The following is a 13,706-nucleotide window of genomic DNA, read 5'->3' as shown; positions in this document are numbered from 1 at the left end:
TTTGGGCGACAATCGATCGCGGCAACAGTTTTTTTATCTAAATGCAACGCCGGAGCCGAGGTTTATATAGGCATACACACCTTAATTCCTTTGTCAACCACTTTTAGTGGACTGACGCTCTAGACCCCAGTCCCTTCAAAGACCCAAGGAAACGATCACTTTTTCTGTATTAGTCATATCCCCAATCAACCTCTGTAAAGGAGGTGGAAGTTTCTTTATAAGTGTAGGTACGGCGAAAATTTGCTCTTGTTCCAAAAGTTCTGGTTGCTGATAGATATCAATTATTTCAAGTTCGTAACGCCCTTGCAGGTATTCTTGGCATATAGTTTTAAGCTTTTGGATAGCTCGTACTGATTTGGGACTGTTTCCTGCCACGTATAAACGGAGAACGTATTTTTCTAACTCTAAATTTAAATTATCTTCGGCCATAACTTCTTGAGAGTTGTTCGAGTCTCTATTTGCGCTTCCCTTATATTCTATAAAATTATTCATTGCTATCCTTCCTTACCCTAATTTATGTTATTTCCAATGGCAGCATTAAAGAATTTTTTAGTTACTATCCCCATTTTCAACCACATCTGCCCGACGCAGATCGGCTCGTTTTATCCGTTCTTGAAGCAATGTTGATTCTTGTTGTTCGTCTTGTTGAATTATGCGCTCCACTTGTTCCTTCTCATTCTCAAACTCAGCCTGCAAAGCCGTAATTTGAGCTTCCATCACTTTGCGTTTCCGTTCGATGTCGCGGTACTTCTGTTCGATCTCTTGTCGGTGAGCCAAAGCAGCAGCTTTTTCCTGCGCTTCTTGCACAGTTCGGGCTGTACCTGTAACTACGCCCCCCACTCCGAGATACACATCAACTAACTCTATTCCAGAGCTAGTTAAGCGGAATTCCCGCACTTGATTCGAGTGTTCCATCCCGCGAGATTTTAGTAGGTAAAGCAAGCGATTGCGCTCACCGTTACTTTCTATATCGCGCAGCATCAGCCAGGTATCCATTAGGGATGAAACGCCTACGTCTGTCTTTTCCACGAGAGAGCCGCCATAATTTAGGCTTGTCAATAAAGTTGTGATTTGTTTGGTTTTAAAGAAATCGATCGATCGCATTAAAAATGATTTAACTTGACTTTCGTTGCCGCTATAAGTGAGATTGGTAATAGGGTCGATAATAATGGCAGCCGGTTTAAATTCGTTAACCAACTGATGGATGTTGACAAGGTGCATTTCTAACCCATACATGGTAGGGCGCAAGGCTTTGATTTTCAGCAGATCTTTTTTTATTAGTGTTTCCAGGTCGATACCGATCGAGCGCATATTGCGAACAATCTGCTTAGCAGATTCCTCGAAGGCAAAATAGAGACATCGTTCGCCTCGCTGACAAGTAGCGTTGGCAAAATGTGCAGAAATAGAACTTTTTCCAGTTCCCGCCGTACCGGAAATCAAGATGCTGCTCCCGCGAAAAAATCCTTTACCGCCCAGCATTGTATCGAGGCGATCGATACCGCTTGATATGCGTTCGTTGGATACTTCGTGTTCTAATCCGATCGAAGTAATGGGCAAAACAAAAATACCGTTTTCTTGGATTAAAAATGGATACTCATTCGTACCGTGCCTAGAACCGCGATACTTAACTATGTGCAAACGTCGCGTAGAAAGTTCATCAGTAACGCGCTGATCGAGGCGAATTACGCAATCAGAAACGTATTCTTCCAAACCGTGCCGCGTCAGTGTATTATTCCCACTTTCGCTGGTAACGATCGCAGTAACTCCTTTCGACTTTAACCACAGAAACAGCCGCCTTAATTCCGCTCGCACCACAGCTTCGTTAGATAAACCGCCAAATAAGACTTCTATTGTATCTAAAACAACTCGCTTGGCATTAATAGAGTCGATCGCATAACCAAGCCGAGCAAATAAAGCTTCCAAATCATATTCGCCCGTTTCTTGAATCTGACTGCGTTCCACATGAACGTAATGAATCGCCATTTTCTTTTCGGCAATCAGATCCTTTAAATCCCAACCAAGAGAAGCGACATTTTCCGTCAGTTCTTGGGCAGATTCTTCAAAGGACATGAAAATACCCGGTTCGTCGTACTCAAGTGCGCCGCGTACCAGAAATTCCATCGCCATTAGCGTTTTGCCACAGCCAGCTTTGCCGCAAATAAGTGTGGGACGCCCTTGCGGTAATCCCCCATCGGTAATTTCGTCGAGTCCCTGAATTCCGGTCTGGCATTTGATTAGGATAGCGTTGTGTGGCTGTGTCGTCATATTTTGTTCAGTCATATCTAGTTAAAATGCCAGGGGAAGTTCAAACAGCGGCGTCACCAGCTGCTGCAAAAAGAGCTTGTGGTTCCTGGTTTTGTTGGTATATAGACACAAGCAGTTGTTGCCGATTCCCCTTTTTTTATCTTACTAACTCCATTCTAGGTTGAAATTCCACTATATTTCCGATTTTTCCGATTTTTTCACACGGACTCAACGATAAAAACATTCTTTCGATACAAGCCAGTCTCCTTCTTTCGGGAGAAACGAGGAGCGGTAGAATCGAACTATGTCTAATCCAAAAAGCACTTCCCAATTACCTGGACCCGTCAAAACTTTTCGGGTCGATGCCTTGTCGGTGCGAGTGTACGACTCGGAAGCTACAATGGCTCAAGATGTGGCGCAACTCGCACAAGATTATTTACAGAACCTCCTCGCGCAACAGGGTTCTGCTACTGTAATTTTGGCTACAGGCAATTCCCAAATCGAATTTCTAGATGCTCTGATTGCCAAAAACGGCGTAGATTGGTCTAAAATTACGCTTTTCCATCTGGACGAATATTTGGGAATCGATCGGGAACATCCCGCCAGTTTTCGGCGATATATGCGCGATCGAGTGGAAAGTCGGATAAATCCGGCTGCTTTTCATTATATCGAAGGGGACGCGATGCAGCCGCTGGAGGAATGCGATCGCTACACCCGACTTTTGCAAGCTCAACCTATTGACCTTTGTTGTCTTGGTGTGGGAGAAAACTCACATTTAGCTTTTAACGAACCGTCTGTAGCGTCTTTCGATGAAACTAGACTTATCAAACTGGTAAAGTTGGACGAAAAGACACGCGAACAACAAGTAAACGAAGGTCATTTTCCCAATTTATCAGCCGTACCGCAATATGCTTTTACACTCACCATGCCGATGATTTGCTCTGCAAGAAAAATCTTTTGTCTAGCGCCGGAAGAACGCAAAGCTTCTCCGGTTAAAAATATGTTGAAAGGAGAAATTAGTACGGCAATTCCTGCTTCTGTACTTCGGCGACAAGAGCAGGCGATATTATTTTTGGATGTAGATTCAGCCAGTCTGCTTTGACTTATTTTTTAGCCATCCTAAAAACCGCTCTAATCGTAGGGTGGGTTAGGCACGAGCGAGCGGGAGATTTCAAATTTCAAATTTCAGATTTCAGATTTATCAAAATTTGAAATTTGAGATTTTAAATATGAAATTTTCATCCCTCTCCTCTAACAATTCTAAATCGTGAAAATAACTGGAATTCCAGTAGTGGCTATTGCCACAAATTCGATTATATTCAATTTCAATTCCTTCTTGCCTTAGCAATTGCTCTTGCTCTGAAATATATTCCGACAGCAAACTACCATCGGCGCGAACAATCCGATGAATAGGCAAATCCTTACTAGCTTTTTTCAAAAAAATAGGAATAGTACGATAATAAGCTTTGGATACTCCCAGCGCTAACAATAAATCCGATGTTTTTACCGCTTTCCCAGGAGGAATTCTGCGGACAAACTCATTAAACCGTCCTTTGGTATCGTCAGGAAGCGCTGGAAAGAGTTGCGAAGTTAAAGAAGCCTCGTCACCTACTTCAATAACACCATCCTTAACGACAATTCCTAAAAATCCTCGCTTCCCTTGGCTTATTTGAGCTAAACCTGGTTGAATTTTATCTAAATTTGCACAAGGTTCGCATAAAAAAGTGAGTCGGATGAGTGCAGACTTTCCAATACGCAAAACTTGACCGGATGAGAAATTTTCGACTTGCGTATCAATGAGAATATTTTCTCCCAAGTCGCCAGAATTCAAGTTAAAATCAGCCAGAGTAGGAGTACTGGCCATCAGCACCTGACGCGGACTACCTGCTTGTGCGTTGATATCTCCCTCAATGCCGTATCCTCGACGTAAAGTAATAATTTTACACTCTTCTACGTGCATTCCATGTTGCTGTTTGACAAAAAGTTTTGTTACCTTCATTATTAAGTTATCAACCAAATTAATTATAAGGAAATTATATCTGAGCCTATAGTAAATTCACAGCACTGGGAAACGTGCCTTACAATAGACTAATCTATACCTTAACTTTGTTTTTCTGAAAGTGTCTCCCACTCAAAACACTCCCATTTCGATTCGCCTTGCACAGTCGCAAGATAAGAGCGAAATAACCAAACTGCAAGTAGATTCTATTCAAGTCCTTTGCGCTCATGATTATAACGCAAGTCAATTACAAACATTACTCAATAACAAAAAACGAGGTCGAAACTGGCCAGAAGTGATTTTTGTCGCGGAAACAGAAAGTCAAATAGTTGGCTTCTCTGCACTTTCACTCATCGACCAAAACATCAATGCCATATTTGTCAATCCAGCGTTTGTTCGTCAAGGTATAGGAACAAAATTATTGGCAACTTTAGAAGAGGAAGCAATAAAAAGACGAATTAGATGTTTGTGGGTTTCTGCTGCCCTCAATGCCGTACAATTTTATCGATCGCAAGGGTATCAAAGTGTCAAGGAAGTTGAGATTTTGCTGGAATTCGGAGTTCCCATACCCGTGGTAGTGATGAAAAAAGTATTGATTCAGCCAACTCGGACAGAAATTATTATCACTCAGCTCATGTACATACTGCTAATTCTTTTCTTTCTCTTAGCTATAATCTTCCCGCTGATATTTGGTAACTGAAGCGTAAGGCGAGGATTTGTGAGGTGAGATCGCCAAGTTGACTAAAGGCTCTTTCAAGTGTAAGATTCACTAATTTAGCCAACTCAAGAAAAGAGGGAAAATCTATTTCATGGTAGACGCTATCGGACTTTTTGACGAAAGCTTTTATCTCAACAGCAATGCCGACGTTGCAGCTGCCGTAAGTAATGGTTTATTTAACAGCGGTTTAGACCACTTTAACAAATTCGGTCGATTTGAAGGTCGCGACCCTAGCGCCCTATTTAACACCAGCTTTTATCTAGAAAGAAATACAGATGTCACCACCGCTGTAGAAAGCGATCGCATTACCGCCTACGATCACTTCCAGCAATTCGGTCGATTTGAAGGTCGCGACCCCAGCGCCCTATTTAATACCCACGCTTATCTAGAAAAAAATGCAGATGTTGCCACTGCTGTAGAAAGCGATCGCATTACCGCCTACGACCACTTCCAGCAATTCGGTCAATTTGAAAATCGCGACCCCAATACACTATTTAATACCCGCGTTTATCTAGAACGAAATCCAGATGTTGCCGCAGCTGTTCAACGCGGAGAACTCACAGCATTTGACCATTTCGTCAAATTTGGCATTAAAGAACAACGCTTCCCCGTCCAAGCTTTCCAAGTATTGGACACTTTTCTAGTTGGCAATACCGAAGGTAACAACGTACTGCGTTTCAATCCCAAAACCGGCGCTTTTTTGGGAGAATTCATTTCCGCCAACAGCGGCGGACTGTTTTCTCCCGACAACCTGCTCTACGGGCCAGACGGTAACGGCGATGGCATATCCGACCTTTATATCAGCAGCGGAAATAAACCCGCAACCTCCAGAGAACAGGGAGCTTCCGCCATCTTGCGTTACGATGGCGTCACGGGAGCATTTATCGATGTCTTCGTTGGCGATAATCCCAACACAGCTGCTGACGAAACAGGCGGTTTGTTTCGCCCCTACGGTACAGCCTTTGGCCCCGATGGTAATCTTTACGTCAGCAGTTTCCTGAGCGATCGAATCCTGCGCTATAACGGAAAAACCGGCCAATTCATCGACGTATTTGCGACAGGAAACCAACAACCGGGCGGCTTAAATGGGCCAAACGGTCTGCTGTTTGGCCCCGACGGTAGCCTTTACGTCACCACTGAAGGTAGCGTCGCACGTAATGGCGAAGCCGATTTTAGCGACGGTCTTCCCAGTCAGCTATTGCGCTACAACATCCAAACAAAGCAATCCACCGTTTTTGCATCCCCTTCACCGTCGCCGGAAAGTTTTGGCTTTGTCAGTCTTCTGGGAATGGCGATAAATCCCATAGACGGCGACCTCTACGTCAGCGATTTCGCCAACGATATCAGACGCTACGATTTGGAAACAGGCAATTCAGTCAGCGTTTTATCGACAAATTATACTGGCACTTCTCCCAGTAGCAATTTCATCGGTAGCTTGGCATTTGCACCCAATGGCAACCTGTTTGTTGTCGGTTTCGATAATCGCCGAAATGCTGCCAACACAGGTGCAGTCTTGCGTTACAACGGTACTACCAGATCTCTAATTGTGTCTCCCGATCCCAGATTAGCTCGTCCGATCGGCATCACCTTTTTTCTTGGTTAACCGCACCGATCGAACTCAAGTCACAATGGGTAGTGCCGACCATCACCCAGTTCGCTAGGGAAACATTTCATCATAAAAAGTAAACATTTAAACTAATGCGGTCACTGACTGCATTAGTCTCCCACTACCTGTCGTGTCTCGTTTTCACATCATGTTTGATGCTACTCAATTCATCATCGATCACTTCGTTCACCAGCTGCGAGAAGGTTACAGACGCACCTATGGCGGCTGGAAACCCGACTACGCCGATATAATTGGTTGGGCGGGAAGTATGGCCCTAGAAAATATCGCCAATAGCGACGCTCTTTATCACAATGTCGAACACACCATCTTAGTCACCTTAGTCGGACAAGAAATTCTGCGAGGCAAACACATTCGCGAAGGTGGAGTATCCTGTGAAGATTGGTTACACGCCATCATTTCCTTGTTGTGCCACGATATCGGTTACGTTAAGGGAGTTTGCAGGCAAGACCATCCATCCGAAAGATTGTGCGCCACCGGCATAAACGGCACAATGATTCAACTACCGCCAGGGTCATCTGATGCCAGTTTAGCTGCTTATCACGTAGACCGGGGCAAACTGTTTATTGAGGAGCGCTTTGGATATCACAAGCTAATTGATGCGGAGATCATTAAGCGCAACATCGAGCTCACCCGTTTCCCCATACCCGCAGATGAGGATCACCAAGATACGCTCAACTATCCAGGGTTAGTTCGCGCCGCCGATCTCATTGGTCAGTTGAGCGATCCGCGATATCTTAAAAAGATTAGCGCCCTCTACTATGAGTTTGAAGAAACGGGTGTGAATAAAAACTTAGGCTATCATCACCCAGGCGATGTACGTCAAAACTATGCCAAGTTTTACTGGAATGTAGTCTATCCTTACATTAAAGATGGGCTGCGCTATTTAGAACTGACGCAAGAAGGGAAACAAGTTTTAGCTAATCTCTACGCGAATGTGTTCGTAGTGGAGCATGAGCAATCTAATGTTGGGGCATCTTAAATATATTGGTAAATGTTCGCGCAAATTCACTTGTAGGGTGCTTTCCCAAGCACTCTACAATAATAATTAGATAAAGTTACCATCCTTGTCTCGTTACTAAATCAATGCAAAGTTGATTAACGGCTTCTTTATCCACGCTTTTTGCCAGTGTAGATTTAGCATAAGCAACATCAAGGTGACTGTACAAATTGTTAGCGATCGCCATCACTCCTTCATAGCTGTACTCACCCTTTTTTATCGCCAGCAACTCTTCGGCATCACCCGCTTCTCTGCGATCGATTATCACCCTTTGCGTCTCCAAAATCTCAATGCCACTTTTTAACAGCCGAATAGCCTGCATAGCAAATTTAGCATCGTACCCCACTTTCGCTTCCATTGCCGCTCTTGCTGGATTGCGGTTTTTCTGCCATTGTTGATAGTTTTCATATTCTCTGCGGGCGCTATGATACTGTTGACTTTTTTGCAGCAATTTAATAAAATTTTCCGATGTGTTAGCAATACTCCTGGTATATTCCAGAGTCTCTTCTGGCAAAGGATATTGTTTTAATACAGCTTTAAAATCTATTTCAGCCATCAGCAAATTATGAAGCTCTTCCGCTTCTGACAAAAATTGAATGCGTTCTCTTATCAAAATATAGAGATATTCCAGAAACGAATTAATCTGCACGATTGTCAGCGGTTGGTTTGGTGTTAAAGCAAAATCTTCCGGTTTGGGTTTATCTTGAGGCGGGTTGAGTAACCAGCGGCGGTGAGACTCCAATTTTTTGATTTGAGCATAACCGTAACCAGCATAAGTTTGTCTGACTTTCTTTGACAGAAACATTTGCTTATGTTCGATTAATGTTCTGCCAACTTCAGTGAGATGAACGTAATCCTTGAACCACAGAAGTTCTAAAATATTCGGATTGTTGTCTACAGACAAATTGAGAAACTTCCTTAACTCATAAATACAAGTATCTTTGGTTAAATAAGAAAATTCTCCCGGTTCTTCCGTCCAACCCGTATCCTTTTGCTCAATCTGTTTTAATCCCAGATAATAAGGCTTCGTCGCCACAAAGATACCGCGATAGTCATAATCAGAAGTTTCCGTAGCTAAGCCGTAACCGCGACTGCCCGTTAAAGCGATGAGAATAGTTCTTTGTTCGACTTCTTGACGATTCATAAGAGTTAAGAGATAAAAAACTCTTGTGGGAACTACTTTAGAACTTGGCAAATAACGGCTGTCCGGTTTTTGTGGCGATCGTAAAAACCGATCTAATGGTCGGGTGGGTTAGGCAGGGGCGATAAGTAGGGGCGGGGTGACCCCGCCCCTACATTCAACGAATAATTTAAGTTCCCCAGCCCCCTTGCGCTCCTTCTTGTCTGGCATCCCCATCTAGTTTTGCGGCAGTGCGTAGGCTGTCAGTACTGTTTGGGTGTCGATTTTTAATTGTATCCAGCCATTGTTGCCCCAGGTCGGCCCCCAATTATTCTTGACCAGCCAATAATCTCCATCACTCTCGTCGTGTCCAAATCCCCATATGGTTACTGATATGACAAAATTTGGCTGTGTTGTGGGTTGATTGTGATATACGCCACCGTGGTATTGCGCCCACCCGCCATCTATCCTGATCCTGGCTATCACTGGTCGATCGCTTTCGATCACATACTTAATCGTGCGCGGATCGGGGTTGGCGACGTCGTAACTATTATAATACAACCCTGTTCCCGTACATCGAGACGAGCCGCTCTGCCCTGCACATTTCGTATCCCACGCATCGGGGTCGCATTTGCTTGTAAACGGGTCTAGATCCTCGTAGAGATGGTCTAAATCTGCCTCATATGCTAGTACGTCTTTCGGGTCGGTGTCGTTTATACAAGTGTCCCATAACCATTTCTTTCCTAAGTTATTAATCGGGTTTTGCACTGATATCATACGACTACCTATATTAAGCCTGTATTTATATTGATACGCCTCGATCGCAGAGAAGATCGCCGAACTACCGCACAGACCCAAAGACCGGACTGGGAACTGTTCCCGATCGCTGAGGAAGTATTCTGTTTGAGGGACATAAGTTTCGGGGACGATTACAGTATTCGGTCGGGCAGCGCGGACAGATAGTGGGTGGAGACAGAACAGCAGCAGGGTGATAGCGGTCAACGCCAGAACTCGTCTGATGTGTTTCATAAGTATAGATGCGTGTCGTAGGGGACTAAGTGTTGCATGAGGATCATATCTTGCAGCACTTGCGGAGGTCGAAAATTTAACTTTTCGTCATACTTTACCGCTAGGCGTGTGAACTCTATCCGTAGAAAAATTACCAATTAAATTTGAAAGTACGAACAAGAGAATACAAAAATTTCTATTACTGCCAAATCTGACTGTAGAGAAGATGAGGTTATCTTTCAGATTTTCAAAGTTGAGCTTAGAATTTGAGATAAGGCAGAGCTACCATATTTCCAGAAGTTGCCCCAAAACTATGATACCGCTCTATTGCAGTAAAGGACACCAAAACCAGACTGAGAACCGCTTTTGTTTCCAATGCGGGGAACCGCTTTGGCTGGCTGTGGGACATATTCTGGAAACTCGCTATCGCATTCTGAAGCATTTGGGGGCGGGTGGTTTTGGACGCGCCTATTTAGCAGAGGATCTACATCGCTTTAACGAACGTTGCGTACTCAAAGAATTTGCTCCCCAAGTTAAAGGTGCAGGCGAGTTGCAAAAAGCCAAGGAGTTATTTCAGCGCGAAGCCGGTGCGCTTTATAAACTCAAACATCCACAAGTACCGGGGTTTCGGGAATTTTTTGAGGCGAATATTGCGGGAAGTAGTTGCTTGTTTTTGGTACAAGATTACATTGAAGGTCGGACTTTGTGGGATTTATTAAAGTCTCGCGGTACTTTTCCAGAAGCGGAAGTTAAGCAAATACTCGCGCAAATCTTGCCGGTGCTGTCGTACATTCACTCGCAGGGAGTGATTCACCGGGATGTTTCTCCAGATAACATAATCATCAGGTCTACCGATAACTTGCCGATGCTAATTGATTTTGGCGGTGTCAAGCAAGTAGCGATCTCAGCTATTTCCCAGTTTACTCAGGTCGGTAAATTACCGACTCTTTTAGGGAAAGAAGGTTATGCCCCAGAGGAACAACTGCAACAGGGACAAGTTTTTCCCAATAGCGATTTATACTCTTTGGCAGTGACAGCGCTGGTATTGCTAACCGGTAAAAAGCCACAGGATTTGTACGATAGTTATAAGGGAACTTGGCATTGGGGAAAGGAAATTAAAGTTAGTTCCCAACTGGAAATAGTGCTAAAGAAAATGTTGGCTTATAAACCACGCGATCGCTATCAATCTGCTGACGAAGTACTTAAGTATTTCCCGTCTACCACAACCGTACAACCCGTACAACCCGTACAACCCGCACAACCCGTACAACCCGTACAACCAGCACAATCCGTAAAACCCGTACAACCAAACATTACCCAAATCCGTACAATTGTGGTTGCTCCCGCCAAACCCAATCCCGCTGCACCGATCGCCGCAACTCCATCCAGTCCCACAATAGTAAAGTCTCCAGCCAAAGGTTTATTGAGAAGCTGGGGAAAAAGAATTGCAGGCGTTAGTTTGACTGTAATAGCCGGAATGACTGCCTGGGTAGCCTTTAATTGGTTGATGCAGGCGACAAGATCGATCGCTCTACCCGACGGAAAAATTTTCCCGTCTTTTCCCACTTTTAGTGAAAAAGATAGAGCTGCAAAAATTGCCAGTCGTCGCCAAGCTGCCGGGATTTCAGAAGCAGTATTTATCGCTAAAGTCGATCGGCGATTTCATGCCAAACATCCGGAATTACGCGGACGTCCCCTCACTGATAAACCAGAAGATACCGCTTTACGGGAAGAGTGGTATAAAATTGCCGAGGATTTGCTTGCAGAAGGAATTTAGAGTCGTTTTGATCGTAGCAGACCTATTTTTTTGACAACAATCGGTCAAGTACACACCGAGTAATGGGTTGACCGATTGTTGTTAGCAGAGCGGGTTTCAAACCCATATTCTTAGCCACAAACCTTTTTATTTGACTTCTAATTTTATTTGTGATAGCTTTAATTTATGTAATTATAAAGTAAATATAAATAGTCTGGCAAAAGTAATCGACACTCTGTTAAGTTTTGTAAAAGTTACGCGATCGCTGACAGCAAGCTGATTGATGAGCTTCATACAACTTAAGACAGTTAAGATTATTTATGTCCGACTGCTTAGTTATCAGGTAAATCAAAGTGGACATTGTAGTCATTCTTGCTGAAGTAGGTGTTCTGACTCTCGCTTTCTCTCTGTTTTACTGGCTTGTGGGAATCAGCTTCAAGCTAGTTAAGAATGTTTCTTGGTTAGAGGGAAAAACTGAGAAACTACTAAGTCAGCGGCGTAATATCAGGCATGGTTTAATTTTTGTTTGTGGAATCCTGTGTCTGCTACTGGTAATTGGGAACGGCTTTCTGATTTTTCAAGGCAAAAATGTTCTGGAAATCCAAGTAAATTTAATTCGCGGTATTCCGCCGCAATTATGGTTAAATTTAGTTGCCGCCAGTTTGAAAACGGTTATCCTTTTGTGGTTGGTTAGGTATGGCATCCCACCCCTGCATCGTTTCTTAGACTTGGCCTGCCTTCGCGCTCAAAATTTTGATGACATTGAAGGTAATGATGAGAGCATAGCAGTTTTTTTTAGTTTCCTAAAAACGAACCTCACCAATATCATTTGGATATTTGTTCTTATTCTATCCTCGCAATTTTTCGGAATGCCAAAAGTCCTTCCGGATTATCTATTTATTGGGTTAAAAATTTATATCATCATTGCAATTGGTTTACTCATTGTTAAAGCCATATCCACTATGGTTGAAACTATCGACGTCCTAGCTACTAGAAACGCAAGACCCGACAATTTGCTACGCTTCTACGAACCTCTCCGACACTTGGTTACACTTTTGAAAAAATGTCTGGAGTACGTCATCTATGTTGGCATAGCAACTATTGTGGTTCAGCAAATAGATTTTCTGGCTTGGCTGGCTGTTTACGGTACTAAAATCCTTGAAATTATTGGTATTTTCTTTGTTAGCGGTGTTTTAATCCAAGTCGCCAATGCGATTCTAGAAGATTTAGTCCTCAGAAGTGACGATTTAACGGAATTGCAAAAACAGAGACGGCTGACAATCATCCCCTTATTCAAAAGTTTCCTGAGATACGCTATCTACTTCACTGCGGCGGTTACCATTCTCAAGCTGATCGGCATCGATCCTACCCCTATCTTAGCGGGTGCGGGTATCTTAGGTATAGCAGTTGGTTTTGGAGCGCAGAACCTCATCAATGATATAGTTTGTGGATTTTTTATATTGTTTGAAAATTATTACTTAGTAGGTGACTATATCGAGGTTAATCAAGCATCTGGTTTTGTGGAAGCGATCGACCTAAGAACTACTCGTATCAGGCATTCCAACGGTCAGCAACACATTCTTCGTAATGGAGAAATAAAAGATATTGTCAACTACTCTAAGCAGTATATTTACGCTGTTGTAGAAGTTGGTATTTCCTATGATACTGACCTCAATTATGTGTACGAAATTTTGGAAGGAATCGGAAAAGATTTAAAGAAAAATTACCCAGAGGTACTGCAACCAACACAGGTAGAAGGTGTGGAAAAGTTTGGCAGTTCTGAATTGTTAATTCGTACCATCACAAAAGTAAAACCTGGTAATCATTTCCGAATAGAACGCACACTGCGTAAGATGATCAAAGATGTGTTCGATCGAGAAGGAATTACATTCCCCGATTCTGCCAATGTAGTAATTTTGAACAATCAGCCAAATAATGGAGACTCTAAAGTAGAAAATTAACTTTTTGTCAATAATTTAGTTAACTACCTACATCCAAGCGCTAAGGCAAACTTGCATAAGGTTTTCTCTGCAAGATACAAGCTTGCGGCTGGCAAACTGGGATGGGGCAAACTTGTCACAAACAAACTTATCCGGTGCTGACCGAAAATAATGGGATACAAGCCCCGTCCTTCTAGGACGGCTTTTTATTTGGTTCTGGTAGTCTAGCAATCATACTCCTAATCAACTCTGATTGGGTCATGCCACGTCTTGCAGCTTCCTCAACAAGCTGCTGTT

At 43.3% G+C, this 13,706-nt stretch carries 12 protein-coding genes; 7 read left to right on the top strand and 5 right to left on the bottom strand.

The genetic code is table 11. The features are described 5' to 3' along the window. Positions 1-135: 135 nt before the first annotated feature. Together ACE1CD_RS23750 and kaiC are read right to left on the bottom strand one after the other, a co-directional pair. On the bottom strand, positions 136-492 hold the full coding sequence (locus ACE1CD_RS23750; RefSeq protein WP_374795080.1) for a circadian clock KaiB family protein: 357 nt from the start codon (positions 490-492) through the stop codon (positions 136-138). Between the two features lie 57 nt (positions 493-549). Further along, positions 550-2,280, bottom strand: coding sequence for a circadian clock protein KaiC (gene kaiC, locus ACE1CD_RS23745; protein WP_374795081.1), 1,731 nt, complete (start codon positions 2,278-2,280; stop codon positions 550-552). 268 nt (positions 2,281-2,548) lie between these two features. Here kaiC and ACE1CD_RS23740 point away from each other — a divergent pair, with 268 nt between their 5' ends. Continuing rightward, positions 2,549-3,346, top strand: a complete 798-nt coding sequence (locus ACE1CD_RS23740) for a glucosamine-6-phosphate deaminase (RefSeq protein WP_374826442.1) — start codon at positions 2,549-2,551, stop codon at positions 3,344-3,346. A gap of 99 nt (positions 3,347-3,445) precedes the next feature. On the opposite strand, the gene ACE1CD_RS23735 is transcribed toward ACE1CD_RS23740, so the two are convergent. Continuing rightward, positions 3,446-4,243: an MOSC domain-containing protein gene (locus ACE1CD_RS23735; protein WP_374826441.1), complete on the bottom strand. Its 798-nt coding sequence runs from the start codon at positions 4,241-4,243 to the stop codon at positions 3,446-3,448. Positions 4,244-4,364: 121 nt separating this feature from the next. On the opposite strand from ACE1CD_RS23735, the gene ACE1CD_RS23730 reads away from it, so the two are divergent. From ACE1CD_RS23730 to ACE1CD_RS23720, 3 genes are all read left to right on the top strand, one after another. Continuing rightward, positions 4,365-4,943: a GNAT family N-acetyltransferase gene (locus ACE1CD_RS23730; RefSeq protein ID WP_374826440.1), complete on the top strand. Its 579-nt coding sequence runs from the start codon at positions 4,365-4,367 to the stop codon at positions 4,941-4,943. Positions 4,944-5,052: 109 nt separating this feature from the next. Then, positions 5,053-6,564 carry a hypothetical protein gene (locus ACE1CD_RS23725; RefSeq protein WP_374795085.1) on the top strand — a complete coding sequence of 504 codons (1,512 nt, stop codon included), beginning with the start codon at positions 5,053-5,055 and terminating at the stop codon, positions 6,562-6,564. Positions 6,565-6,715: 151 nt separating this feature from the next. Then, positions 6,716-7,567: an Npun_R2479 family HD domain-containing metalloprotein gene (locus tag ACE1CD_RS23720; RefSeq protein WP_374795096.1), complete on the top strand. Its 852-nt coding sequence runs from the start codon at positions 6,716-6,718 to the stop codon at positions 7,565-7,567. 76 nt (positions 7,568-7,643) lie between these two features. On the opposite strand, the gene ACE1CD_RS23715 is transcribed toward ACE1CD_RS23720, so the two are convergent. Beyond that, complete coding sequence (locus tag ACE1CD_RS23715) at positions 7,644-8,729, bottom strand: DNA polymerase beta superfamily protein (RefSeq protein ID WP_374826439.1); 1,086 nt, start codon at positions 8,727-8,729, stop codon at positions 7,644-7,646. A 213-nt stretch (positions 8,730-8,942) separates the two neighbouring features. Then, positions 8,943-9,734 (bottom strand): C1 family peptidase, encoded by a 792-nt coding sequence (locus ACE1CD_RS23710; protein ID WP_374795087.1) that lies wholly within the window; start codon positions 9,732-9,734, stop codon positions 8,943-8,945. A gap of 292 nt (positions 9,735-10,026) precedes the next feature. Here ACE1CD_RS23710 and ACE1CD_RS23705 point away from each other — a divergent pair, with 292 nt between their 5' ends. The 3 genes from ACE1CD_RS23705 to ACE1CD_RS23695 all read left to right on the top strand — a co-directional run bounded on the left by ACE1CD_RS23705 (position 10,027) and on the right by ACE1CD_RS23695 (position 13,581). Continuing rightward, positions 10,027-11,490 (top strand): protein kinase, encoded by a 1,464-nt coding sequence (locus tag ACE1CD_RS23705; protein ID WP_374826438.1) that lies wholly within the window; start codon positions 10,027-10,029, stop codon positions 11,488-11,490. 332 nt (positions 11,491-11,822) lie between these two features. Continuing rightward, a complete protein-coding gene (locus ACE1CD_RS23700) occupies positions 11,823-13,430 on the top strand; it encodes a mechanosensitive ion channel family protein (RefSeq protein ID WP_374826437.1) in 1,608 nt (535 codons plus the stop codon). Between the two features lie 31 nt (positions 13,431-13,461). After that, positions 13,462-13,581: a pentapeptide repeat-containing protein gene (locus tag ACE1CD_RS23695; RefSeq protein WP_374826475.1), complete on the top strand. Its 120-nt coding sequence runs from the start codon at positions 13,462-13,464 to the stop codon at positions 13,579-13,581. The last annotated feature ends 125 nt before the right edge of the window (positions 13,582-13,706 follow it).

The organism is Aerosakkonema sp. BLCC-F183 (assembly GCF_041929145.1).
Taxonomy (GTDB): domain Bacteria; phylum Cyanobacteriota; class Cyanobacteriia; order Cyanobacteriales; family Aerosakkonemataceae; genus Aerosakkonema.
This window is presented reverse-complemented; position numbering and strand designations above follow the sequence as displayed.